This is a genomic window from Varibaculum timonense (genome assembly GCF_027694345.1).
Lineage (GTDB): Bacteria > Actinomycetota > Actinomycetes > Actinomycetales > Actinomycetaceae > Varibaculum > Varibaculum timonense_A.
Window position 1 is genome coordinate 1 of record NZ_JAQEVU010000013.1, and the last position, 25,542, is coordinate 25,542.

The following is a 25,542-nucleotide window of genomic DNA, read 5'->3' on the forward strand; positions in this document are numbered from 1 at the left end:
AAAGACGCTCACACTCACTCTCAAAAAAAATAGTTCCACAAGAACACCCCCCCCAAACAAACAACACAAAACAAAAGGGGGAGGAAAATAAAGACTTGTGGTGGTCATAGCGCCTAGGACACGCCCAGCCCCATCCCGAACCTGGAAGCTAAGCTAGGCAACGCTGATGGTACTACGCACCAACGAGCGCGGGAGAGTAAGAAACCACCACAACCCCATTAAACAGGAGACCAAACCCCCCTAAAGGGTTTGGTCTCCTCACATATACACACCAAAAAACAACCCCCATCCAGACAACAAACCGAAACAACCAACCCAAACACCCCACACCACCAAATATGTGTCTTTTGCCGGGCGTGTCGGGGTGGTTTAGTGACCTGCCCAGCCTTTGCGGATGCGTAGGGATCCGTCTTGGTATTTAGGGTCGTGGTCGATGGCGTTATCCCATGAAGCATCCCAGGTTATGTTCCTAAGTTTTTGATTTTTTGAGAGAATTGAAGCATCTGAAACGTCCCAGGTTTTGTCCCGCTCCTTATGTGGGTGCTAGTTGTCTAGCATGGGTTCGATTGTAACGAGCTATCAACACCTGAGGGTCGGAATAGTTCCGGTACTCATCCAGGGATGTATTATCCCGCCAGGAAACCCAATAAATATAACGAAACCCAACATTGGTGAAATTTTTCAGGATTCACGCTAAATCAGCTCAGAGAAATGGGTTTCAGCGCGGCTTTACCGTAAAACCGTCTAAACCAATCAAGGTCTCTAAATAATCGCAGCAAGATTAAGCTAGTTATCCTCGCCGCCGTCCTAAAACCTTGAAGATATATTAACCGCGTTTACGCGGTCCTTCGTCCTTGCGAATACGTAAACGACGGCCGGCAATCCGGGCATTACTAATTTTACGTAGCGCCGCCGCAGACAAAGGACGCTCAAACTCGACCAAAGAGAAACTGGGCAAAATATCAATATGCCCCACATCTTTACCCGCCAAACCACTCTCGCCAGTAATCGCTCCCACAATCGAACCCGGTTTCACCCGGTCTCGGCGACCAACCTCAATCCGGTAACGACAACCACTACCAGCCTTAAAATGAGGACGCGACTTCCCCTTACCAGAAACCGGTTTCTTCGAGCCTTTTCTAGCGGAATCGCCCCCTCGACCTTCCTCAAAACAGGCGGAAACAAAGCGCCCTAGTTCATCAACCTTTTCTTCGTAGCGAACCTTAAAACCAAGATGCTGTTTTTCTGGGCCGGTATCTCCACAAGCCAAAGCCAATAAACCAGCGGCCACATCTCCAATATCAAGCCCGGTAGAGGTCATTAAATCCTGGATAGCGTCAAAATAAACATCCATTTCCCCCTTATTTAGACGCGGGGTGACCTGGGAAATAAGGCGTTCAGCGCGCGAGAGGCGTACTTGGGTAGGGGAAGGAATGAAAACCTCCCTCATTTTTTGCCCAGTCAAATCCTCAATTAAAGCTAGGCGACGCTTTTCCCGCGGAGTAAAGAAAGTAAGGGAAGTGCCCTCCCGCCCGGCGCGCCCCGTACGTCCAATCCGGTGCACATAGGCTTCTGCCTCCCGCGGGACATCATAATTAACCACCAGTCCGATACGATCAACATCTAGACCACGAGCAGCCACATCGGTAGCAACCAGCACATCTAAATCGCCCCGTCGTAAACGCTCAACAATGTTTTCCCGCTCCTTTTGCGGAACGTCCCCACTAATCGCGGCAGCTAGAAAACCAGCCTTCAACAGTTCTGCGCCCACCTGTTCGGCATCTATGCGGGTACGCACAAACACGATAGTGGCATCAGATTCGCTGAGAGCCAAGACCCTGCCTAAAGCCTCAGACTTAAACTTAAAGGGCACCACTGCATAAGTCTGATCAACTGTATCCACAGTAGAGGATTGGGGGGCAATCGCAATCTCTACCGGATCTGTTAAATGACGCTGCGCAATCCGTTTAATCGCGGGCGGCATCGTTGCCGAAAATAGTGCCCTGACCGCCTCACGGTTAGCGCTGGTAGCAATAGTATCAACGTCCTCGGCAAAGCCCATCCGTAGCATTTCATCTGCTTCATCTAAAACAAAAAACCTAAGCGCAGACAAATCGAGCTCGCCGCGTTCCATTAAATCCATGACCCGTCCCGGCGTGCCCACCACGATTTGGGCTCCTTCGCGCAACGCCGCAATCTGCGGAGTATAGGAAGCGCCGCCATAGACGGCGACTACCCCCAGGTTCATGCCCTTCGCAAAATCGGTAATCGCATTGGCAGACTGGGCAGCCAATTCCCGGGTAGGAGCCAAAATTAAGGCTTGAACCAGTGGCTTCTTTGCCTTGCAAGTAGCTAAAATAGGCAGACCAAAGGCGGCTGTCTTCCCGGTTCCGGTTTGAGCAATCCCCACCACGTCCCTACCGGAGAGCAGAGGAGGAATAGCTTTTTGTTGAATCGGAGTAGGGTGGGCGAAACCCAAGCTCTCCAAAGTTTTCAAAATAGTTTTTGGCAAATCTAAGCTGGCGAAAAAAGCTTCCTGAGCGATTGACTCATCCTTGCTGGCAATGCCTTCAGTTTCGGTGGATAAAGAATCGGCGGTGTCCTCGGTGGGGTGACCCTTAAAATCAGTCATATATAACCTGTCTATAGTAATAATCTCGCTCTCAACGTTACCGGAGAGAGTAGGTAAGCAGAAAGCCCTGGTCAGTGAATCGCAACACCTCGACAAATATGCAGGAAATGAAATCTGGAAGAGCCGGTCTAGCGCGGTAGACTTGAGAGCAGTGAAAGTTACCTGCTGGGTTTTCTTAAAAGAACAGTGGGACAGTAAAGAAAGGAACAAATGTGCTCAGAACGCATGATGCGGGAACTCTAAACCGTGAACACGTGGGACAAACTGTTGAACTAGCGGGGTGGTTAGATCGCCGCCGTGACCATGGGGGAGTCTGCTTCATTGATTTGCGGGATGCTTCCGGTCTGGCTCAGGTGGTTATCCATGACGAGGAAGTAGCCCACGAACTGCGTAATGAATACGTTTTGCGGATAGTAGGCAAGGTTCATATCCGTCCCGAGGGAAATGAAAACCCGGATTTACCTACCGGTGAAATCGAAGTTTACGCTGATGAAGTCGAGGTATTAAACCCGGCAGCGGCGTTACCTTTCCAAGTTTCGGTACATGCCGAAGATTCCGGGAAAGTGGGCGAAGATGCCCGTTTGAAATACCGTTACCTAGATTTACGTCGCTGCGATATGCAGCGGCGTATCCGCTTGCGTTCAAAAGTGTCGAAAGTTACTCGGGACGTGCTAGATTCCTTAGGTTTCGTAGAAATCGAAACCCCCACCTTGACTCGCTCTACTCCCGAGGGCGCGCGTGACTTCCTAGTTCCTGCCCGCTTAAACCCGGGCTCTTGGTATGCGTTGCCGCAGTCTCCCCAGCTTTTCAAACAGCTGTTGATGGTTGCCGGAATGGAACGTTACTATCAGATTGCCCGCTGCTATCGAGACGAGGACTTTAGAGCTGATCGTCAGCCTGAGTTTACCCAGCTGGACGTGGAAATGAGCTTCGTGCGTCAAGAGGACGTAATCGAAGTGGCCGAACAGGTATTAAAAGCGGTGTTTGCGCTAATAGATGTGCAGATTGAAACCCCGATTCCCCATATGACCTATGCCGATGCGATAGCCCGTTTTGGTACGGATAAACCGGATTTGCGTTTCGGCCTAGAACTGACTGACTTAACTGAATACTTCCAGGACACTCCCTTCAAAGTCTTTGCCAGCGCCGAATATGTGGGGGCAGTGGTTATGCCCGGTGGGGCTGCGCAACCACGGCGTACTTTCGACAAATGGCAAGACTGGGCGCGTTCGCGCGGAGGCAAAGGTCTTGCCTATGTAAAAGTTGAAACCGATGGAACCTTATCGGGGCCGGTAGCAAAAAACCTCACCGATGCTGAACGAGACGGGCTGCGGGAAGCTACGGGAGCTAACCCGGGGGACTGTATTTTCTTCGCTGCTGGTAAAACCGATGAAGCGCGCGCCCTACTTGGGGCAGCACGTCTAGAAATCGGAAGTCGCTGCGATTTGCTAGATCCGAATGAGTGGAAGTTCGTGTGGGTGGTTGATGCGCCCCTATTTAAACCCTCCGCAGCTGCTAAAGCTGAAGGGGACGTGGCTTTAGGGGCATCGGCTTGGACGGCGGTGCATCACGCCTTTACTTCCCCTAAACCGGAGTGGCTAGACCATTTCGAGGACGACCCGGGGAGCGCCCTTGCCTATGCTTACGATATTGTGCTTAACGGTAATGAAATCGGTGGTGGTTCTATCCGTATTCACCGCCGTGACGTGCAAGAACGTATCTTTAAGGTGATGGGATTGTCCAGCGAACAGGCGCAAGAAAAGTTTGGTTTCTTACTGAACGCTTTCAAATATGGCGCACCTCCCCACGGGGGGATTGCATTCGGATGGGATCGCATCGTGGCTCTAATGACTCACGCAGATTCAATTCGTGACGTAATCGCCTTCCCCAAGTCTGGTGGTGGCTATGACCCGCTAACCGATGCTCCGGCACCAATCACAGATGAACAGCGCAAAGAGGCTGGGGTTGATTACGAGCCCGAGGACGATGAATAATCACCTAACCATAAAGTAGGGGCTTAAAATGTTTTGCCCGCTGGGTTTGCACAGAGTAAGCAAACCCAGCGGGCAAAAATATATAGGTAAGAAAACTATTTGGCTTCGGCCCCAAAACGGGTTATTCGTCAGCGAAAGTTCCGATTACTGGCTGCCATTCTCGCACCGTAATACTCTTAACTATGCCAGCTTGAATATAGGGGTCATCATGTAAAACCTCTTTAGCCTCTTCCGGGGTGCGTGCCAACATAATTGTCATTGAACCCTTATCCGGTAAATCAGCAGTTCTACCGGTAGAAAGCACAGTTCCTAAAGCGTTCAAATGACGCATAAATGCGCGGTGCTGCGGGCGGGTTTGGCATTTTAACGAAAGCTTTTCTGAATCGTAGTGGTAATCAACAATATAAACACTCATTGCGAGATTATCCTCATGCTCGGGGGTAGCCATCTTTCCCTCCCGTTATCTGTTGGTAGCTGAGACTGGCTCACGTTTACAGTTCTGCTCCTCATTCTACCTTAGTAAAGTCACGGTGGCACTAGCTGCCCGATAAGTCTTTATCGCGTTTAACAGCGGCAAACACCGCCGAGCGAGCTGCCGGAGAAAAACCCGCATCTTCCATCGCTAACAGTCCCGCCACCGTAGTTCCCCCCGGAGAACAGACCTGATCTATCAAACCTTGAGGATTTAACCCCGGAGACAGATTCCCAAGGACATTCAACGCCGAACCCGCTACTGCCTGCGCAACTATCCGGGTTGCTTCCTCTTTCTTAAGCCCCTCAGCGACCCCCGCCTGAGCGAGAGAATCAATAAACCGGTACACCCAAGCAGGGGAACAGCCAGCGAGAGCCGAAAAAATCGCAAAGTGTTCTTCTGCTACCAGCGCGGTTTTCCCAATAGATTCAAACATGGCGCGTACCTCACTCAAGGCTTGCGCGCTCACGTACTGGTTGGCAGCAATCCCCGACATAGATTGTCCAATCTGGGCATTAACATTAGGCATCACCCGCACAAGTGGGGTTTTTCCCGGCAGATGTTCTTCAATCTTGGCTATTGGGGTTCCGGCCGCTATCGAAATCACCACCGGTTTATGGACTAAAGAATCAGCCAAATCAGCTAGCAGTGGAGCAATCCCATAAGGTTTTACCCCCAGTAATAGGTATTCCGCTTCTTGCGCAACCCTATGGGCATTAGGAGCTACCGGCAAGGAAAACTCTGCTTCAAGGGAACGCAATCGCTCGCGGCTGCGGTTAAAAGCCAAAATCTCGCCAGCAGGAAGTTGCCCTGAAGAAAGAAGACCGCGAATAATCGCACCCCCCATGGAACCAACCCCAATAACCCCTAACTTGACCATCCGTCCTCCAAAAAGTGAGATTTATTAACTGCTTAGAGTCTATCGCGGACAAAATTTAATGAGAACGCCAAACCAGATATGCTGTATATAAAGGCATTGAATCGGCAATCACCGAGGAGCCGCTGGAAGAACCCCCACCTATGGGACAGTAGAACCAGACGGGTAAGCCCGTAACAGCAGTTAATGAGGCCCACATTTTTGGGTAAAGCGGGGTGGTACCGCGAGGCTGAAAAGCCTTCGTCCCGGCACTGACAATAACGACTCTAAACAGGTGAGGTTAAACGTGGGCTACTATCCTCGGCACAAAGATGGCGACGTCCCCGCCAATCCGTCCTTCCCCCAAATGGAACAAGAAACCCTGGGACATTGGGAAAAGACAGACACTTTCCGCAAGTCAGTTAAGCAAAGGGAAGCAGGTGAAGCCGGCTCTAACGAATTCGTATTCTATGACGGCCCGCCATTTGCAAACGGATTACCCCACTACGGGCATCTCCTAACCGGTTACGTAAAAGACGTGGTAGGGCGCTATCAGACGATGCAAGGGCGACGGGTAGAGCGTCGCTTTGGTTGGGACACCCACGGATTGCCTGCCGAACTGGAAGCAGAACGCATCCTGGGTATTGACGACAAATCCCAGATTGAAGGCCCAGATGGTGTAGGAATCGCACGCTTCAACCAAGAATGCCGCGACTCGGTGCTGCGCTACACCAAAGAATGGGAAGAATACGTAACCCGCCAGGCACGTTGGGTAGATTTCGAAAATGACTATAAAACCCTCGACCCCTCCTATATGGAATCGGTAATTTGGGCATTCAAAACCCTCTATGACAAAGGACTAGCCTACGAGGGATACCGGGTTCTCCCTTACTGCTGGAATGATCAAACCCCCCTGTCAAACCACGAACTGAAAATGGATGACGATGTCTATCAAGACCGTCAAGACAACACCGTTACGGTGGGGTTACGTCTAGAAAGCGGGGAACTCGCATTAATCTGGACAACCACTCCGTGGACTTTGCCCTCCAACCTGGCAATCGCGGTCGGCCCAGATATTGAATACCAAGTAGTACAAGTAGAAGCAGACGTTGAATCTCCTTTGGCGGGACAAAAAGTAGTAATCGCCGCCGCACTAGCCGCAAACTATGCTAAAGAACTAGGGGAAAACCCGAAAGTTCTGCAAACCCTGAAAGGCTCAGAACTGGTAGGACGAGCCTATACCCCAATCTTTGACTATTTCGCCAACTGCGACGCAGATACACCCGGACCTCAAGCCTTCCACATTATTGGGGCAGACTTTGTATCTACCGAGGACGGAACCGGGCTAGTACATATCGCTCCCGCATTCGGCGAGGACGATATGAACGTATGTGTCGAAGCCGGAATTAAAGCGGTAGTCCCGGTAGATGAAGCCGGTCTGCTCACCGAACAGGTACCAGACTATGCCGGAATGCAAGTTTTTGAAGCCAACAAACCCATAATTTTGGATTTGCGGCGCGCCCATGAAGAAGACTCCGGTCCGCTCGCACGTACCCCGAAAGAAAAACGGGCAGTACTGGTGCGCCAACAATCCTATAACCACTCTTACCCCCACTGTTGGCGTTGCCGCAAACCCCTAATCTACCGGGCAGTATCCTCCTGGTTCGTAAAAGTTAGCGCCTTCCGCGAGAGAATGGTACAGCTAAACCAAGAAATCGACTGGGTACCATCCCACATTAAAGATGGACAGTTTGGTAAATGGCTAGAGGGAGCCCGGGACTGGTCGATTTCGCGTAACCGCTATTGGGGAAGCCCCATCCCGGTTTGGAAATCAGATGACCCCGCCTATCCTCGGGTAGATGTATATGGTTCATTTGAGCAACTAGAAAAAGATTTTGGGGTGGAAGTTAAAGATTTACATCGCCCCTTTATAGACACTCTGGTGCGCCCTAACCCAGATGATCCCACCGGTAAATCCATGATGCGGAGAATCCCCGACGTACTGGACTGCTGGTTCGATTCCGGATCTATGCCCTATGCCCAGGTGCATTATCCCTTCGAGAATCAAGACTGGTTTGAAAACCATTACCCCGGCGATTTCATTGTCGAATATATCGGGCAAACCCGCGGCTGGTTCTATGTGCTACACGTTTTGGCCACCGCCCTGTTTGATCGACCCGCTTTCCGCTCCTGCGTATCCCACGGGATTGTGCTGGGGGATGACGGTCGTAAAATGAGTAAATCCCTGCGCAACTATCCCGATGTTAATGGGGTATTTGAACAATATGGTTCAGATGCGATGCGCTGGTTCTTAATGGCTTCCCCCGTGGTGCGCGGGGGGAATCTGGTCGTAAAAGAGGACGCGATTCGCGATACCGTGCGCCACGTGATTTTGCCCCTGTGGAATATCTACTATTTCTTCGCCCTATATGCCGGAACCTGCAATAAAGGGGCAGGATATTTAGCTAAACCAATCGAGCTGAGCGATAAAGAACAGCTGAGCAAACTAAATGTGATGGATCGGTACCTGCTGGCACGCACCGGACGGCTAGCTAACCAGGTACGCGCCCTATTAGATTCCTATGATTTAGCCGGAGCGTGCGAAGCCATCAGCGAGCATCTAGATATGATGACCAACTGGTATGTTCGTACCTCACGGGAACGGTTCTGGAATGAAGAGGACGCAGCTTACGACACCCTCTATACCAGCCTAGAAATGCTAATGCGAGTGATGGCTCCCTTGGCTCCACTGGTCAGTGAAGAAATCTGGCGGGGATTAACCGGGGGAGAGTCCGTACACCTATGCGACTGGCCCCAGATTCCGGAGACCGTTGATGCCCCCGAGCTAGTATCCGCAATGGACATGGTACGCAGCGCAGTGTCGGCTGCTCATTCTCTCCGAAAAACTCACGGACTGCGGGTACGGCAACCCCTGAAATCATTAACAATCGTTGATGATTCCGCAGCCAAGCTAGCAGATTTCACTGACCTCATAGCTGGGGAAGTAAACGTCAAACAGGTGAAGTTACTAGCATCTAGCGAATCTGGTTTGCAGCTGCAACGGCAACTGAAACTCAACCCGAAAGCATTCACCCCTCAAATCCGCAAAGCCACCTCTGAACTGTTCAAAGCGGGAAAGACCGGGCAATGGCAAGAAGTAGCTGACACGGTAGTTTTCCCCGAAGTGCTGGTAGACGGGCAAGCAGTTACCCTCAGCGGCGAACAATTCTCCCTGTCCACTTCGGTCGAGGTCGAGGAGGGACAAGTAGCTACTGTACTGAGCAGCGGGGCAGTGGTGGTTCTTGACACCGAGATTACCGCCGAATTGGAAACCGAAGGTTATGCTCGCGACTTAGTGCGTGCAATCCAAGATGAGCGCAAAACTCAAGATTTGCACGTTTCTGACCGGATTGAGCTAACTTTGTATCTGCCCGAAGAACGCCTCTTAGCCACCAAGAACTATGCCGATATGATTAGCCACGAAGTGCTCGCCACGCAGCTTCAAATCGAGCAATCCCCAGGAAAAGAGGTAAAAATCGAGATTACGGCGGTACATCCGATAGAAAACTAACGGAAATAATCGGGAGAAATCTTTGAACACTCAAGGTCACCTAGAGCCAGAACTCAATCCGTATGCACAAATCGCTAAAGAGGCGAAAGGCGCTCGCGGGCAAATTGACCCGGAACTGCTGCCCTACCTACAGGAAGCAGACCGCAAAGAACAGATTGAGTTACCGGTCAGTGACATCTCGACTGCTGAGCCAGACTTAACTCGTCTACGCGAAGTTCTAGCGGCAGGTGGGATAGAGATTCCCGATGCTATCGAATCGGTTATTGATGAGGACGAGGAGTCCGGGACACAAACCGCGCCGAATGATACCTTCGCTGTAGATAGCGAGGAATCGGGCGGAGTTGCTAATGCGCCCTCGTCCTCATCAAAATCGGATGAAACTTTGAGAACAGATTTTCAAGTAGCCGAAATCTATAGCCAAATCCTCACTCGGCGTCCCGAACATAACATTTCGCCGACCAAGGCTCGCATTGAGCGTGCCCTCGATTATCTTGCTAATCCCCAGCTTTCCTATTCCAGCTTGCATATTGCCGGTACTAACGGGAAAACCTCTACCGCGCGGATAGCGGATAGTCTGCTGCGGGCCAGTGGACTGCGGGTAGGACGATTTACCTCCCCCCACCTGGTAAGTGTGCGCGAACGCATCTCTATAGATGGCGAACCTATCAGTGCGCAGGCATTTTTAGAAGCCAATAGGGACGTAGAAGCAATTATTGCTCTTGCCGATAAAGAGGGTGAGAAGCTAGGTCAAGGTCGCCTATCGTTCTTCGAGTACCTGACCGCGCTCGCATTTCAAGCTTTCGCGGCGGCTCCCATTGAGGTAGGAGTAATCGAAGTCGGTATGGGGGGCAGATGGGATTCTACGAATGTTTTGGAATCGCCAGTACAGGTAATCTGTCCTATTTCCTTTGACCATGAACAATGGTTAGGACATACCCTAGCCGAAATCGCCAGGGAAAAAGCTGGGATTATTCGCCCTGGCGCAACCGTTATTTGCGGTTACCAAGACCCGCAGGCGCTAGCAGTTATTAGGGAAGTTTGCAGACAAAAAGATGCGAACCTACGCCTACTGGGGCAAGACATCAAGATTAGCGAGCAAAAAATGGCAGTTGGGGGACAGATGTTTACTGTGTCCACCCCGGCAGCTACCTACCAGGATTTATATCTACCGCTCTTTGGACATCATCAAGCCGAGAACGCGGCGATAGCAATCGCGGCAGTGGAGGCTCTGGGAGCTGGTAAACCCCTATCTGAACAGGTGCTAGAAACCGGTTTACATACCGCGAGTTCTCCAGGACGTTTAGAGGTACTCGCCGCTTCTCCCACCATTATTGTGGATGCCGCCCATAATCCGGCAGGGGCAGCGGCGTTGCGATCTGGGATTGAGGACGCGTTTGGATTCCAAAAAGTTGTAGGCGTTTTTTCTGCTATGGCTGATAAAAACGTGGAGGGAATTCTGGCAGAAATGGAGCCGCTGCTCGATGCGATTGTAACCACTCCGATGGAGGGGGAGCGGGCAATGGAAGGGGCAGAACTGGGCAAAATTGCTAGCGAAGTGTTTGGAGTGGAACAAACTTTCGCTGCCCCGAATCTTCTGGATGCTATTGACCAGGCAGTAGCTTTAACTGAAGAGGGCGACCTGCCTGCTGACACGGTAGGAGTCGTGGTTTTCGGATCGGTAGTGTTAGCGGGGCAAACCCGTCAGTTGCTGGCAGGTCGATTGCAATAGTGACCCACAACTTAGAGTCACAAAACCGGATAAGTAAGCAAGCAACAAATAAATATGACAAGATAATTACGTGAAATTAACGGTTGCGATAGATGCCTATGTGCTTGCTGACGCTAACCTTGTAGGTTGGTCGTGGGTGATTGACCAAGACAATTGGGCGTGCGGATATGTTGAAGATTCCGTATCTATGGCACAGGCACAATTTCGGGCGCTCTTTTCATATGTGCGTAGAACCCGCGGAGACCAAGAGCCACTACTGGTTTTAACCTCTCTAGAATATGTGGCATCCGTGCTCCAAACCTGGCGGCATCAGTGGCGTAATAATGGCTGGGCGAAACTTGACGGAATGCCGCTGGCAGATTTGTCCCTGATTCGCGGTATCGATGCAAATTTAGACTCGCGGGAAGTGGAAGCTAAACGCATTAACGTTGATGAACACGACTTGCTGAGACAAGCGCATATTTATGCTCGGGAAACTGTTTATAGCTATCGCGATCAAGGCGCGGGAAAACCGGTCGGAGGTATTGGCGAAAAGGTCACCCGCAAAGACAGGGGAAAGAAAATAGAGCACTTGACCCCCAAACTAGGTTCAAGTGTGGGAATCAATGATTCGCTTCCAGATAATGTGACCGAATTTCCTCGAAAATACCAGTCGGAACAGCGGATAAATGATTTTGTGAACTCCCAAAGTCCCGGTCCATCTGGCGTGGGAGGTTTAGGCTCAGCTGCCAGGGGAGCTGCCTCTAATCTGCGACCTATTACCCAGGTAGTTAGAGACGAGGATTTACGTTTCCAAAAGTATTGCTCCAGTGCTGACCGGGTGCATATTTGGGAAATGATGCACCCTGATTTCATATCCATAGGAGAGTTGGGGGAGCCTATTTCTAGGACTGAGGCAGCTGCTTTACTAGCTGAAGACCCTCCCTCTCCCTCCGAAATTGAGGTAAGGGAACTCGGTCCGCACACTGCTCAGGTTATCTATTTTGATTCTGTATTAGTCCAGTCCTGGATTTGGACACGCCATCAGAACAGTCAAGCTCGACTGATTTTCCAGCAGGTAACTAAGCGTCCCGCCGACGTGTTTGGAATGTAAAAAGTTGTGTGGCTTCAACTTTTGTTGAAGCCACACAACGATTACAAGGTATTTAACTAATTAGGTTAGTTAGAGATTACATCCCGACTTCCGCGGCAAAATCTCCCTCTTCCAGACGATTCTTGACCGCGGATAGATAACGAGCCGCATCTGCACCATCAATCAAGCGATGATCATAGGACAGAGCAAGATAACACAAAGAACGTACCGCAATAGTGTCATTACCTTCGGAATCTTTTACAACCATGGGGCGACGCACAATCGTTCCCAGCCCCAAGATAGCTTCCTCCGGATAATTGACTACTGGGGTGTCAAAGAGCGCTCCGCGTGAACCAGTATTAGTTATTGAGAAAGTACCTCCACTCATTTCGTCAATACTGATATTGCCGGAACGTACCTTGTCAGCCAATTCATTAATCTTGCGGGCAATAGCCGCAATCGTTAAATCACCACAGTTCTTGATTACCGGAACCATCAGACCTTTCTCGGAATCAACGGCAATCCCCACGTTCTCGTGGTCAAAATAGGTAACTTCCTGAGTTTCATCATTTACCCGTGAGTTAATCTTCGGATGGGCCTTTAATGCCTCTACAGCTGCTTTAACAAAGAACGGCAAGAAGGTTAGCTTAGTACCCTCCCGGCGTTCAAATGCGTCTTTCGCATGGGCACGCAGATTCGCAATTCGGGTCACATCCACCTCGACCACGGTGGTCAGCTGCGCAGTAGAAGCCAAGGAATTCATCATATGCTTAGCGATAGTTTGCCGCATACGTGAAAGTTTCTCGGTTTTACCGCGTTCAGTGGACACCGGAATTGGGGTCGCAGAGCTGGCAGTAGATTCTGGCTGCGAAGACATCGGTTCTTTTGTCGCAGCTTCCAGCACATCTTCGCGCCGAATCCGTCCGCCCACGCCACTGCCTTGGATAGTGGAAATATCTACGCCCTTTTCTCGTGCCAACTTGCGCACAATCGGAGTGACATATCCCGAACTTACCTGCTGAGCAGTCGCAGATTTCTCTTCTGCTGCCCCGGAAGTGGAAATCGGTGGTTTCGGCGCAGCGGGCACGCTAGGCGTGGACGGCGCGGCAGGAGGAAGCGAAGAAGACGCAGATACCGGCAGTGCAGACTGACTGGATATAGGAGATACGCTCGGTGTGGATGGGGGGATGTTTTGTCCTTCGGCGGTCATTGTTCCGGGGTATCCGGTGTGGGCTTGGGGGTATGCCCATTGGACTACGTGGTGGTCGCCCTCGCGCTTGATTGAGGAGGGAATCCCTGCGCCGGGTAGTTCTTCTGGAGAATCTGTGGGGGTGGGGGCGGGCGGTGCAGGTGTATCTGGTGTGGATGGGGGGATGTTTTGTCCTTCGGCGGTCATTGTTCCGGGGTATCCGGTGTGGGCTTGGGGGTATGCCCATTGGACTACGTGGTGGTCGCCCTCGCGCTTGATTGAGGAAGGAATCCCGGCACCCGGCAAATCCGCAAGATTAGCAGGCAAACTAGGAGCAGGGGGAGCCGCCGGAGCAGCAGGCGCTTTAGAGGCTGGCGGAACCGAGGAAGTACCCGGAAGTGAAGGAGCACTGGGGGTTTCTCCGGGCAACGAACTAGCAGAAGTATCCGATGGAGAAGACTCCGGCATAGCGGAGCCATCCCCGATACGACACAGAACCGTACCCACGTCTACCGTCTCGTCCTCTTCAACCAAAATCTCGGATAAGACTCCGGAAATAGGGGAGGGAACCTCGGAATCAACTTTATCGGTCGAAACCTCAAGTAAAGGTTCATCAACCGCGACCTGGTCGCCAACTTTCTTTAGCCAGCGAGAAACCGTTCCCTCGGTGACCGATTCGCCCAGAGCGGGCATCTCAATGTCTTGTGCCATTATTATCAACCTTTCCGGACTTTAGGAATGTAAGGGTTTACCGGCAAGAGCCATTGCAGCCTCGCCAATTGCTTCGTTTTGAGTGGGATGAGTATGAATCAACGATGCCAAATCTTCCGGGAAAGCCTCCCAATTGACCATCAGCTGACCTTCGCCAACTAACTCGCCAACCCGTTTGCCAAGAGCGTGGAAACCAACGATTGGACCGTCCTTTTGAGCCACCATTTTAATAATCCCGCCAGTTCCCAAAATCTGGGATTTGCCGTTACCAGCCAAATTATATTCGGTAACCTGCACGCCCTCTTGCCCGAATTTTTCTTCTGCTTGCGCCTGAGTTAAACCAACCGAAGCAATCTCTGGTTCGCAGAAGGTAACCCGCGGAATGTTTTGTTCAACCAGTGGGTGCGGGCTAAGACCGCCCAAATGCTCAGCTAAGAAAACACCTTGTGCAAAACCGCGATGCGCCAGTTGCAAACCAGGAACAATGTCGCCTACCGCATACACGCCGGGAACATTAGTCATTAAATGCTCATCAACCGGGATAAAACCGCGATCGAGGTTAATCCCGACCTGTTCAAAACCCATATCGCGCGTGCGCGGAGCGCGACCCACCGCCACCAGCAACAAGTCCGCATCAAAAGTATCTCCTGCCTGGGTTCTAACTTGTACCGCGTCCTGGTCTTGGGTAACTGAATCAAATAAAGTGCCAGTCTTAAAAACAATGCCCCGACTGCGGAAAGCGCGCTCTAGACCTTTAGATACTGCGGCGTCCTCGTTATTAGCCAAGTGCGGAAGCGCCTCAATTACGGTAACTTCCGTCCCCAAAGATGCCCACAGACTAGCAAACTCGATTCCGATAACCCCGCCACCGAGAACTATCGCTTTGCGAGGAATCCAATCAAGTTGCAGTGCCTGATCTGAAGTAATTACCCTTCCTTCAATTGCCAGTCCCGGCAGTGACTTTGAATAGGAGCCAGTAGCCAATACCAGGTTCTTGCCCTGGTAGGTGTCAGTGCCAACCTGGACGGTATTTGCGCTGACCAGGCGTCCCCAACCTGGGATATAGTCAATCTTGCGTGACTTTACCAGTCCTTGAAGTCCTTTGTGGAGACGGGAAATAGTCTTGTCGCGGAAGGCCGCGACCTTAGACATATCTACACCGCTAAAAGTAGCATTGATGCCCAGGCTAGAGGCTTCTTTGATGGCATCCACAGCTTCTGCCACGTGCAACATTGCTTTAGTGGGGATGCAGCCTCGATGCAGGCAGGTGCCACCTACTTTATCCCCCTCGATTAGGGCGACTTTCATTCCCAGTTGGGAGGCGCGCAAAGCGGTAGCGTACCCACCACTGCCTGCGCCCAAGACTACGAGGTCATAGGTGCTCGTCATTGTGATGTTCTCCTTGATAAAACTCGCGTCTCGTCCAGATATACAGGCAGATAGCCCCGAAAAAGGATGGGCGACCGCACCTATAGTATCCTAGACACCTGCGTACATTCTTTCATTTTTACTCGCTAAACGCACGGCGATTAAGGCTCTTTCTGAAGATTATGACAATAAGAAGTCGCCGAGTTTTCGCTTTTTACCTGTGCGGCTGCACCTGGAGGGCGCTTTGGTAGCTGGTTTTGGGCAAAAGGGTTTTGCCTGGGTCTGGGGGATTTACGGGAGAGAATTTTATGCTGAGGGCGCGGTGGAAGTGGAAATGCTAGCTGAGAGTTTTTGGAGTGGGAGGGGGCTCATTAGGGAGAGTGCTAGGGGGCGGGAGTTGGCAGGAGTTGGGAAGCGGACCGAAAATGCTGCTTTCAGCTTCGATGGGTAGACTTTGGGTATTAAGCCAACAATCATAAAATAGCTATCTAAACACCAGGGAGGAGATAGTGCCAGCATCTACGTCCGCGCAGTCGTCCCCTAAAGATCCGCGTACCGTATCGTGGGGAGTGGGGCGGATTTTCATGGCGTGCCTAGTGGTTTTCTCTGTGGTTGCGCTGTTTTACGAGTTCTCCACGCTACCGGCAGCTAATACTCCCGGATACGGATTTTCGATGCTTTCGATTGCGAATGTTGCGCACTGGATTACGCTCTCGGTTGCGGTTATCCATAACGGACGACGAATGCGGCTTTTAGCCTGGACGCTCAGCGGGATTGAGATTATCTTGTTGGTTTTGTTTGCGTGGGTTTTTTCTGTGCCTCACTTAGAATGCGCTCAGTTACTGTGCAACTGGGGACAAACCTATTTCTATATGCCCGCGATATTAAGTGTTTTAACTATTGTCTGGCTGGTGGTTTCTTCGCCGCTACGTCCAGCAAATAAATAATTCTCGGTGTAGCTAGCTTTTCTAAACCAATCCCGGATAAGAGTTTTGCCGCAGGGCCTCGTACAAGCCGATACTAGCTGAAATTGTTAAGTTCAAAGAGCGCAAATGCGGAACCATCGGAATCCGCACCAGGTTAGCTATGCGAGGATGTTTCATAACCTCTTCCGGGAGACCGGTAGGTTCAGGGCCAAATAACAGTCCGTCCTCGCCCCCATAAGAAACCTCTTGAAACTGAAGAGAAGAATGCCCGGTAAAAGCGTGAATCTGTCCCGGTATTTCCGCGAGGGCGTCCTCTAAATTAGGGTGTACTTTCACGTGTGCGAGGTCGTGGTAGTCCAGTCCCGCGCGCTTGAGCTTTGTGTCGTCCATATCGAAGCAAAGTGGTTCTATCAGGTGTAATAGAGTGCCGGTGCAGGCGGATAAGCGGATAGCAGCTCCGGTATTTCCCGGAATCCGCGGCTCGAAATAGATCAAATGCAACACGCCCTCAATCCTATTGTTTTTCTTGAGGAGGGTAAACAAAGGGAACAACTCAGAAAATACTTTCCTGATTCACTTCCCGATATTTTGGGAATGAAAAGTTGCTACGGGTAAATCGGGGACACGGTTTTGAAGATGACCAGGGGGTCTATTAGATGAGGTGGCGGTATGGGGGGCGATTACTGCGTCCTCTGGAGAGTTCTTACTGATAGTAGCCGGTTTGAGCCATTTTTTTCGGTACTTTATCCGTTTTGTCAGCTATTAGTGTCTAATTTCAGTAGTCTTAAGAGAGTTGCAACTTCGACGTTTGGAGAAAAGATGGATTTAAACTCTCGACCGATAGCCCCAGATCCCTACGAGGCGTTGCCGGAGCTTCCTACTTTTACTTTGACTTCTGCTGATATGACAGCGGGCGGACAGATGCCGACCGCGCAGATAGCAGCGGGGGAGAACCTGTCTCCGCAACTTTCTTGGAGCGGTTTCCCTAAAGAAACCAAGTCTTTCCTGCTTACTTGTTTTGACCCTGATGCCCCTACTCCTTCGGGGTTTTGGCACTGGCTGATTACGGACATTCCGGCGGAGATGACTTCCCTGCCTACTGGCGCGGGCAGTAGTGACTTAGAGCTTGACGGATCGGCTTTCCATTTACGTAACGATGGGGGTGGCTGGTCATATATGGGGGCAGCGCCGCCGAAGGGCGATCGTCCGCACCGCTATATTTTCGCTGTTCACGCCTTGGATACGGAAACTTTGGAACTGGATGAGGACGCGTCTGCCGCGGCCGCTAACTTCCAGGCGCTATTCCACTGCCTGGCACGCGCCACTTTAGAGGTTACCTATCAGAACAAATAGGGCGCGGCGGAGTAGAAAAGTCAGCAAACGTTGGATTGACGTGTTGATACAACGGGTTGATAGAAGATAACACTGTGTGCGGTTTCGCGCTCGTTGCGTGAGTACCCGTCAGTGACTAGGTAAGACACGAGATTAGAGCCGCTTTTCACCTGTGTTTCAATGAGTGTAATCCGGGTGTGCTGAGGCAAGGGATTATTTCAGTAGAACCGAGTTCATCACAGCGGAATCGAAACTGTATCTTTCAGCTGTTATCGACTGTTTTGACGGCAAGATAGTCGGGTGGGCTAGCGGGGGCATCCCAGTAATGAAATAGTAATGGCTTCAATGAATATGGCTCTTCAAGAACCCTTTGATCACAAATCGTTGATAATTCATTCTGATAGAGGATTTCACTATCGTGGCGGAGATTATGCAGCGTTTTTACGATGTCACGACATCAACCAATCAATGTCTAAAAAAGGATGCTCACCCGATAATGCTGCATGTGAAGGCTTCTTCGGGCGAATGAAAAATGAAATGTACTACGGATACAAATGGAAAGCACCAACGAGCTTGAAACAGCCATTAAACGCTACATAAATTTCTACAACAACCACCGCATCAAACTCACCCTCGGTGGATTAACCATAAAACAATACAAACACCACTACCAGCCGGTAGTCTAAAACTGTCCAAAAACAATCCCCACCCCCTTTGGGGTTTAACTCTAAACTAACTTCAAAAGATATAATTTTTATAGTGGTTGCCTGCCCATTCTTAGTCGATAACTTCTGGGATCTGATTGGAATTGGAAGATGTTATTCTCTTGTAAGGAGAAGGTAAAATATGTATTTTATTCTAAGCCTAACTGCTAATCTTATTGGGGCAGTTTTCTCTGGAGTTCAACTGGCTCGAACTGGAGCTATACTCAAGAACGGTAAAGAGAAGAAACAAGATGTTTCCCTTACTTTCTCATCTGGTTTATTGGCTTTTGCGATTCCGTTTTTTAGTCCAATATCAAACAATTTAGGAGCTTCTGTCTCACTGTTTATTGCCTTAAGTGCTGTATCGACACTTGTGGCAAGTCGCTCTGTCAAGTAAAGCGGTTGAAGATAGCCTTCCAGGGGTAGTGGCCCCAGGCGCATTATTTTGGGTATTAACCCCGATTTTCAGATTTATCAACATATTTAACGATTTTATTAGACAATACTTCTTGTGGGCTATTGGCAATAGGGATGGAATCATTTTCTGCTGCGCTTGAAACTAGCGGTATATGTACCAGTAAAGTGACCGCAAAAGCTGTACAGCATGCAAATAGTTTTTTCATGGTTTTCTCCTTATCCCGGATTTTTTACTGTTTTAGGGACGAGGGTAAGGCCAACGACAGCCGCGATAATGATGGCTGGTAGAATCCATGTCCAGTCTGGGGAAATGTTTTCGGGTACTGCACGGCCGGCAACAACTGGTCTTAGCATTATTCGGCCGATAAGCGAACCAGCCACCACTGCGGCTAGATAGGGGGCTAATTGAGTTAAACGTATGGCGGCTAGTTTACGAGGCGGGTAACCGTAGTCTCTCAGGGTGCTAACTAGGGCATGACTGTTTTGGGTAGTGATGGTGGTGCCGATATAGATAAGTAGTAGGCAGAGAGCAGTTTCGATGGACAGGATTAACCAGTTGATGATGTCTAGGGTTTGACTGTTGGTACCGAGAGGTTCTGATAAGGCCAGATCGGATGAGAGCTGTTGAGCCACAGATTTGAATTGTTGTTGCTTGTCTGCGGGGTAGTGTGAAAAGTCCGGGATGTATAGGCGTCTTTCTATCCCGATAGTAAATCCTTTATTGCTAAAGATTGGGTCTTGAGGGTTAGCTACCCAGCCAGGTAATTCTGCATAGTCGAGGCGTTCGTCTACCTTTTTGGGCAGTGTAACGGGAATGGTTTCTTCTGGCTTATCCAGATTGGTACCAAAAATAACCAGGGCGTATTCGGCGGAGTCTTGGGTGTCGGCGAGTTCTGGAGAGATTTTTTCGGTTAGCTCTTTGCCGTTTTCGGATAGGACAAAGCCCACCAGTGTCATCCACTGGTTACACCTGTCGCTATTGGAGTTTTGATGGATGCAGGCTGCGTAGGCACCTTCTGCTACGCGCAAAGAGTGTTCTGATTTTTCCGGGAACCCAAATATGATGGCATGGGTCATAATCTGCGGGAAACGAGTTTTCAGATAGCTTACGTCTGCATCGTTAATAAACGAAACGGTGAGGTAACTGTCAGCGTTAGGTTTACCGACGGTGAGGGCTCTTTGCTGCATGGTAGCGTTAGTGGCCCCGAGAGTGGCGAGGATGCAAAGCAGACAGATAATTGGTCCGAGAATAAAACTATGTACGCTAGCGCGGTAGGCGGCTAGGCGTAAAGGGGATTTATGGACGTAGAAGGGTAGCGCACATCCGAGTAGTGCAACCCCGATCCCGATTGTGGCTAGCGCAATGTAATACAAGACAGCAACATTTGAACTAGCTAAGAAGCTGCATAAAACACCCACACCCAGCAACGCGAGACCTGCGATAATCTCGGCTTTTAACTCGCGATTACTAGATTTAGATGCTCTAGTTTTAATTGAACGATAAGCCCTTAAATAAAGTGCAAGCACATATACCGCTAGTGCGCTCACGAAATAAACGACTAGTTCGAGTAAAGCCCGATAATCGCCACTTAGCGATACCTCATCCCAAACTTGTTCAAAACGAAGCGCAATCTGATCTCGCCAGGTAAATAGCGCCAAATAACCGCCTAAAGCTCCGAGAAGAACCCCACTAAACAGGGACAGGAAAAGAGGCACGAGACTATGCAAGCTTGTTTTCAGGTTGCTAAAACCGGCTGCCAGGAGTGCCTGCCGCAATTTTGCAGTAGACCGTCGAAATGCTAAAAATCCTAGCAGTAGCACAATCCCGACAGTTGCGAGCAATAGATGGGAGATAATCAGAGCGTTTGCAACAAATCCTTGCTCTGCTGATTCCTGTGCATAGCGAATCGCGTAATCTAGCGAGACTTTACGCAATTCTCCGCGATCAAAAAGTGGACGATAATTTGAATTAGCTATATCGGTATTAGTGACCCAGTTGGTGACGTTAGCCGAGTCGGTTGAGGAATCCAGGCGGGTTGATATATAGACTTCTGACCGGCGCGCTGGTAAAACACTAATGCCCACTACCTGAAAGCGCCTACCATCACAGTTAATCTCACCTCCCAGCCCAATATGGCTACGCGTGGCAAGGGACTGGGAAATTTCTACTTCATTATTTGCGGTGGCGCGTTTTCCTGTCAGTAAGCGTCCATAATCAAAGCCGGCTCCGGAACGCTTCCACTCCGCATCTGCGCTACTCTCACCATAGTCAAGCTTACAGGTGGTGGTGATAACCGGCACCAGATTTTGACCAGAGGTCGCGGAGTGTAACAGTTGTTTGGCATTTTGGGTAGTAGCCCCGATACGGTAGGCAAACCCTCCATATGTGACTCGCGTATCCTCGGCTACCGTTTGACGATAAACAGTGGCGATATTATTCAAAAAAATCGCGGTGAAAGACAGCGCAAGCAGACAAACAAAAAAGCCTACCACTAGCTTGAGGTTCGCGTTTACGCAGCCCCAGGTTAGACGACATCGCATAATCTCACCTCAGTAGGCTGTCGCAGGCGCGAGCTGTTTTTCACGCAAGCGATAATCGTTCACTTCCACTACCCGGTCAGCAAGCGCGGCTAAAGCAGGATCATGCGTGACTACCACTAAACAAACGTTTAACTCATGCGACAATTCACGCAGTAGAATACCGATTTCATGAGAGTTTTTCTCATCCAAAGCCCCGGTAGGCTCGTCTGCGAGCAAGACTTGTGGAGAATTAATCAAAGCCCGCGCAATTGCTACTCGCTGCGCTTCGCCTCCCGATAGATTATCCACCAGATACTCCGCTAAGTCTTTAACCCCAAGACGCTCTAAATACTCCAAAGCTAAAAGCGGATGGCTACGTAAGCTACCGGCTGCCTGCTGTGCTAGGCGCACGTTATCCACCGCACTCAAAAATGGCACCAGTCGATAATCCTGATAAACCCGAGCCAACAAGCATGAACGTAGCTCGCGTCGTGAATACGATTCGATGGGACGCCCAGCTAGCATAATCGTTCCGTGATCGGGAGTAAGGGAACCATCTAGCAAACTCAACAGAGTGGTTTTACCCGAGCCAGACGGCCCCATCACCGCATGAAACATTCCCGCGTCAAAAGACGCAGTCATCTCGTCGAAAATGACCCGATCAACCCTAGCTCCTGGAAACTTAAACGAAACCTCAGAGCAAGAAATCATCGTGTTTAATCACCTACGTGCTTGCTCAATAGCGGCAGCAGAAGCACCCCAATTTCTCCACTTTGTTACCCAACTAGTAGCGTGGACTCTGTTTATGTCGTGGAACCAGTCTGAGGTAGCATCCGACCACTTTGGAATGTTCAAATACACTCTAACCTTAGTGTCCGAATTGACTCTACGACATTTACCTTGTCCCTGTTGCGAATTACCCGAAGTATGCACCCATGCGTTGCAATCGGAGCCTAATGCGCTGGCAGAGATGTTATCAACTGTCACCATGCCGCCCGCCAGTAGCAAAGTAGCAGCAAAACTTGAAATCAGTCGTGTTTTTAAATTACTCATCGGTGTTACTCCTTTTACATCGTTGTAATGAAGCAAAAAGTGACCAAACCCACTCTTATTTTAGAATTTACTCTTACGCCTGCAGTTGCGTCAAGGGATTTTAGCCCATGTTGTAAGGAGGTGAAAGCACGTGTCTGATAGCTCGCTTGACCTGCGTATTGGCCTGGAGGGCGAGCGGGAGTTTAAGCGCGCGATCACGGATATTAACCGCTCCATGCGGGCACTGGGTTTTCAACTCAAGCTGGTGGCTTGTTCTTCCAGATTTGTAGAGACCTGAGCGTAAGCTGCGACTTTTTGTTTGAACAGTGGGTTACAGGCGGTAACGTTGTGGTCTGGTTTTTTGGTAGCGGGTATAGCGGTAACTCTGCGCGCGTTCTTTGGGTTCATTATGGACAATATTGTCTTAGGGGTAGCTATTGGCACAGGAGTTGGAATGGTGCTAGGGGTAGCTTTCAGCGCAACAAAACGCCCCAAATAACCCCGGTAAGCAACGAGGACGCATCTAGGAGCGGGATTTCAATAACTGCTCCATAACCTCATCACCCGGGGCCGCACCCGAATAGTCACTAGTGCAGTTCGCCCGCACAATCTCAAAAATCTCATACCAATACAAGTTTGCCTGCTTACCAAAAGACTGGCTCATAGCAACAAACGGGGAAGCGATAGCAGCCCCCGTGGTCGGGTGCTTGCCGAGCAAACCGAACTTGGAGATCGCCTGCTCACACTGCACATAGCGGGCGAACGCCTGGGCGTAGGCCTCAATCAGACGCTTAGAAACAAACCTCGTGCAGCCACGCTCATCAAGCCAGCGCCACGTCTCCCGATACACAATGTCCGCGCCCAGCGGTTTACCATCACGCTGAATATCGCTTAAGTATTCAGAGGGTTCGGGCATCACCTCACCAGCAAGCACCGCGCCATCACCAACATCTGCGCCCTCGAAATCAAAAGGGCTCGCTAGCGGATCTTCCAAGCGAGTAGCAGGCAGCCCCTTAGCGAGTTTCTCACTCAGCGGGTCGGGTTTCGCGCCAACCCTCACGCGGCGCCCCCCCCCGCGATTGGTTCCGTCTTTCGCCATATTTATAGTTCCTATTGATAACATGTACTAATGTGTATGAATACCACTTGTGCCACTGCGTCATAACGCGTGTCGGAACGCGAGGGAATGAACATTGAGAAAGATAGCTGTGCTTCTTGTGTGTACTGCAGCGTATTTCGCCGGGGCGTGGCTTTTCTTCGCGATAATCCAAAACTGCCAAGTCAGGGATTTGGGGTTTTTCGCTGGTTTCCTGCTGATATCAATCGCCTACGTGTGTTACACGATTCTTGTCCTGCTATTTACTAGGCACATAATTGGTATTCAATCTATACGAATACTGCAGCTTATGCTCGGAGCCTTTATCGGACTCTCGGCTTTTTTGTTTTCCCTTGACGGCATTGGCTCGTTGGTTCGTAGTAATTCTTATTTTCAACTACTGAGCCAGTTCGCTATTCCCGCCATCGGCGCGCTTGTCTCTGGTGGTGTGGCGCTTGGGTTTGGTGTTTTTACCCAAGCACCACACCAAGAGGAAGACCGAACCAACTATCAGTAGATGAATTCAGCTAGCTTTCGGCAAGCCGCCAAACGAGTGTCCTTCTCGACATATCCAGCCAGGAACCAACCTAGAACGGCGCTATCTAGATCAGCATATTCACTAATTTTCTTGTACGCTTCACTAGAATTGTTGGCATTCAAGCTCCAGGCGATCTGCTTGAATCTGTTGGCTAGTTTGCTGGAGTTGTTATAGTACTCTCGCAGTGTTTCTTACAGAAGATGTGCGTTGGAGTCGTCGCTGTTTTCTAACGTGTTGGCGATGACGATGGCGTCTCCATCGCAGCAGAGATCATCACGGTTGCAGTTATTTCCTATAGATTCCCATTCTCCCTTGTCGTTTTTCTTATCGAGAACTAGTCCTTGTAAACCAGGATGCTGACGGTAATCGTTTCCTTGTCCGACCAACGCCGCAGCTACTTGATCGCGGTCTGCGCCGGGATTCCATTCGAGTGTTTTTTGGATGTTCTCCATAGCTGTTGCTAGGTCTCCGGCCCAGCCTGTCCAAGCATCGGGGATTACATTCCAGTTGGAATACCCCAGCGTTGTTGCTGCTAAATGCGCCAGATCAACAGTTTCCCCATTCTTGTCTGTCATGGATTGGCGCCATGTGCTATCAATATAACGATTCAAAGCGTCAATAATTTTCTTGCCTATAGTGTCATTTTCGAGCACACTAGCATCAGCAGTCCTGAAGCTTTCGGCAGATATGGACCAGTTCACAGCTGAGTTACTGTCGCCATCACGTAGATATGCTTTTGCCAGGTAATTGAGCACACAACGCCATGTTGCGACAGTTACCCAAGTTCCTCCCGAGTGAGAACCTGCAACATAGTCTTTACCAACTTTGCCGTCGAGGCGTAGTTCCTCAAAGCGCTTCTCCAGATGCCAGATCAGATCAATCGGAGCAAGCTTGGAGTAATTGACGCTGGCATTAGCAGAAGTGCCACCAGCATTCGATTCTGAAACGTAACTTACTGCGGGCGTTCGACCTGAGTAGGCGACTCGATCCAAGTCAAAACCCTGGCCCTTGTAATTACTTATTTCAGTGAACTGGTCATAATTCCATTCAATAGGAATTGGGAAGCCTAGGTTGCCAGAGAATCCTGTGGACATATCGGAAACGAACGACGCAACCGAATACCCTGCTTCGATGATGCGGGTGCAGATATTTCTTGAGGCGTAGATTCCAACTTTATATCCACCTCCGAGACTTCCACGCACACCTTGGAAGTACGGAAGGATATGGCTTGTCACTTCAGGGTCGGTGGCGTCGTAATCTACGGCGAAGTAGATGATGGTGGGTGGCACCCCGAGGCGCTGTGCGGCTGCTCGTGCTTTACGGGCATGGCGAGCACCATTTTCTGCACTAAAATGTCTCAGTTTAGTCGAGTACTCTTGGAAT

At 50.3% G+C, this 25,542-nt stretch carries 21 protein-coding genes, 1 rRNA gene and 1 pseudogene; 12 read left to right on the forward strand and 11 right to left on the reverse strand.

Annotation, left to right across the window (positions count from 1 at the left end):
• Window positions 1-96: 96 nt before the first annotated feature.
• Window positions 97-213, forward strand: a 5S ribosomal RNA gene (gene rrf, locus PG728_RS08970).
• Between the two features lie 613 nt (window positions 214-826).
• On the opposite strand, the gene PG728_RS08975 is transcribed toward rrf, so the two are convergent.
• On the reverse strand, window positions 827-2,632 hold the full coding sequence (locus PG728_RS08975) for a DEAD/DEAH box helicase (protein ID WP_270627192.1): 1,806 nt from the start codon (window positions 2,630-2,632) through the stop codon (window positions 827-829).
• 212 nt (window positions 2,633-2,844) lie between these two features.
• Between PG728_RS08975 and aspS the strand changes: the two genes are divergently transcribed.
• Window positions 2,845-4,626 carry an aspartate--tRNA ligase gene (gene aspS / locus PG728_RS08980; RefSeq protein ID WP_270627194.1) on the forward strand — a complete coding sequence of 594 codons (1,782 nt, stop codon included), beginning with the start codon at window positions 2,845-2,847 and terminating at the stop codon, window positions 4,624-4,626.
• Window positions 4,627-4,747: 121 nt separating this feature from the next.
• Here the strand turns inward: aspS and PG728_RS08985 are convergent, their stop codons facing one another.
• Together PG728_RS08985 and proC are read right to left on the reverse strand one after the other, a co-directional pair.
• Window positions 4,748-5,074, reverse strand: coding sequence for a YciI family protein (locus tag PG728_RS08985; RefSeq protein WP_072509782.1), 327 nt, complete (start codon window positions 5,072-5,074; stop codon window positions 4,748-4,750).
• An 88-nt stretch (window positions 5,075-5,162) separates the two neighbouring features.
• Window positions 5,163-5,978 (reverse strand): pyrroline-5-carboxylate reductase, encoded by an 816-nt coding sequence (gene proC, locus PG728_RS08990; protein ID WP_270627196.1) that lies wholly within the window; start codon window positions 5,976-5,978, stop codon window positions 5,163-5,165.
• Between the two features lie 271 nt (window positions 5,979-6,249).
• Between proC and ileS the strand changes: the two genes are divergently transcribed.
• The 3 genes from ileS (at window position 6,250) to PG728_RS09005 (ending at window position 12,347) form a co-directional block, all read left to right on the forward strand.
• The gene (gene ileS, locus PG728_RS08995) at window positions 6,250-9,525 is read left to right on the forward strand and encodes an isoleucine--tRNA ligase (RefSeq protein ID WP_270627197.1); all 3,276 of its coding nucleotides are present in this window, start codon (window positions 6,250-6,252) and stop codon (window positions 9,523-9,525) included.
• A gap of 22 nt (window positions 9,526-9,547) precedes the next feature.
• A complete protein-coding gene (locus PG728_RS09000; protein WP_270627198.1) occupies window positions 9,548-11,254 on the forward strand; it encodes a bifunctional folylpolyglutamate synthase/dihydrofolate synthase in 1,707 nt (568 codons plus the stop codon).
• 70 nt (window positions 11,255-11,324) lie between these two features.
• Window positions 11,325-12,347 carry a ribonuclease H family protein gene (locus PG728_RS09005; RefSeq protein WP_270627199.1) on the forward strand — a complete coding sequence of 341 codons (1,023 nt, stop codon included), beginning with the start codon at window positions 11,325-11,327 and terminating at the stop codon, window positions 12,345-12,347.
• A 76-nt stretch (window positions 12,348-12,423) separates the two neighbouring features.
• Here the strand turns inward: PG728_RS09005 and sucB are convergent, their stop codons facing one another.
• Both sucB and lpdA read right to left on the reverse strand, forming a co-directional pair.
• A complete protein-coding gene (sucB, locus tag PG728_RS09010) occupies window positions 12,424-14,226 on the reverse strand; it encodes a 2-oxoglutarate dehydrogenase, E2 component, dihydrolipoamide succinyltransferase (RefSeq protein WP_270627201.1) in 1,803 nt (600 codons plus the stop codon).
• 21 nt (window positions 14,227-14,247) lie between these two features.
• Window positions 14,248-15,615 (reverse strand): dihydrolipoyl dehydrogenase, encoded by a 1,368-nt coding sequence (gene lpdA, locus PG728_RS09015; protein ID WP_072509777.1) that lies wholly within the window; start codon window positions 15,613-15,615, stop codon window positions 14,248-14,250.
• Window positions 15,616-16,103: 488 nt separating this feature from the next.
• Between lpdA and PG728_RS09020 the strand changes: the two genes are divergently transcribed.
• Complete coding sequence (locus PG728_RS09020) at window positions 16,104-16,541, forward strand: hypothetical protein (RefSeq protein WP_072509775.1); 438 nt, start codon at window positions 16,104-16,106, stop codon at window positions 16,539-16,541.
• 21 nt (window positions 16,542-16,562) lie between these two features.
• On the opposite strand, the gene PG728_RS09025 is transcribed toward PG728_RS09020, so the two are convergent.
• Window positions 16,563-17,024, reverse strand: coding sequence for a tRNA (cytidine(34)-2'-O)-methyltransferase (locus PG728_RS09025; protein WP_072509855.1), 462 nt, complete (start codon window positions 17,022-17,024; stop codon window positions 16,563-16,565).
• Between the two features lie 315 nt (window positions 17,025-17,339).
• Between PG728_RS09025 and PG728_RS09030 the strand changes: the two genes are divergently transcribed.
• From PG728_RS09030 to PG728_RS09040, 4 genes are all read left to right on the forward strand, one after another.
• Window positions 17,340-17,873, forward strand: a complete 534-nt coding sequence (locus tag PG728_RS09030; RefSeq protein WP_270627204.1) for a YbhB/YbcL family Raf kinase inhibitor-like protein — start codon at window positions 17,340-17,342, stop codon at window positions 17,871-17,873.
• 315 nt (window positions 17,874-18,188) lie between these two features.
• Entirely contained in the window at window positions 18,189-18,452 is a 264-nt protein-coding gene (locus PG728_RS09035) for a hypothetical protein (RefSeq protein WP_270627206.1), read from the forward strand.
• Window positions 18,407-18,538, forward strand: coding sequence for an IS3 family transposase (locus PG728_RS09380; RefSeq protein WP_408648228.1), 132 nt, complete (start codon window positions 18,407-18,409; stop codon window positions 18,536-18,538). The genes PG728_RS09035 and PG728_RS09380 overlap by 46 nt, the downstream gene beginning before the upstream one ends.
• A 160-nt stretch (window positions 18,539-18,698) precedes the next feature.
• Window positions 18,699-18,953 carry a hypothetical protein gene (locus tag PG728_RS09040; protein WP_270627208.1) on the forward strand — a complete coding sequence of 85 codons (255 nt, stop codon included), beginning with the start codon at window positions 18,699-18,701 and terminating at the stop codon, window positions 18,951-18,953.
• A gap of 55 nt (window positions 18,954-19,008) precedes the next feature.
• On the opposite strand, the gene PG728_RS09045 is transcribed toward PG728_RS09040, so the two are convergent.
• Genes PG728_RS09045 through PG728_RS09055 form a run of 3 tightly spaced genes read right to left on the reverse strand, consistent with a single transcriptional unit; the run spans window position 19,009 to window position 22,204 of the window.
• A complete protein-coding gene (locus PG728_RS09045) occupies window positions 19,009-19,179 on the reverse strand; it encodes a hypothetical protein (protein ID WP_270627209.1) in 171 nt (56 codons plus the stop codon).
• Between the two features lie 10 nt (window positions 19,180-19,189).
• Window positions 19,190-21,514 carry an ABC transporter permease family protein gene (locus PG728_RS09050; RefSeq protein WP_270627211.1) on the reverse strand — a complete coding sequence of 775 codons (2,325 nt, stop codon included), beginning with the start codon at window positions 21,512-21,514 and terminating at the stop codon, window positions 19,190-19,192.
• Between the two features lie 9 nt (window positions 21,515-21,523).
• Window positions 21,524-22,204 (reverse strand): ABC transporter ATP-binding protein, encoded by a 681-nt coding sequence (locus tag PG728_RS09055; protein ID WP_270627213.1) that lies wholly within the window; start codon window positions 22,202-22,204, stop codon window positions 21,524-21,526.
• Window positions 22,205-22,676: 472 nt separating this feature from the next.
• On the opposite strand from PG728_RS09055, the gene PG728_RS09060 reads away from it, so the two are divergent.
• Window positions 22,677-22,823 (forward strand): hypothetical protein, encoded by a 147-nt coding sequence (locus tag PG728_RS09060; protein ID WP_270627215.1) that lies wholly within the window; start codon window positions 22,677-22,679, stop codon window positions 22,821-22,823.
• Window positions 22,824-23,048: 225 nt separating this feature from the next.
• Here PG728_RS09060 and PG728_RS09065 read toward each other — a convergent pair whose 3' ends face one another.
• Complete coding sequence (locus PG728_RS09065; protein ID WP_270627217.1) at window positions 23,049-23,624, reverse strand: P27 family phage terminase small subunit; 576 nt, start codon at window positions 23,622-23,624, stop codon at window positions 23,049-23,051.
• A 94-nt stretch (window positions 23,625-23,718) separates the two neighbouring features.
• Between PG728_RS09065 and PG728_RS09070 the strand changes: the two genes are divergently transcribed.
• Window positions 23,719-24,138, forward strand: coding sequence for a hypothetical protein (locus PG728_RS09070; protein WP_270627218.1), 420 nt, complete (start codon window positions 23,719-23,721; stop codon window positions 24,136-24,138).
• Here the strand turns inward: PG728_RS09070 and PG728_RS09075 are convergent.
• A pseudogene (locus PG728_RS09075) lies at window positions 24,132-25,542 on the reverse strand (glycoside hydrolase domain-containing protein); the annotation flags it as partial. The gene PG728_RS09070 and the pseudogene PG728_RS09075 sit on opposite strands and share 7 nt — an antisense overlap.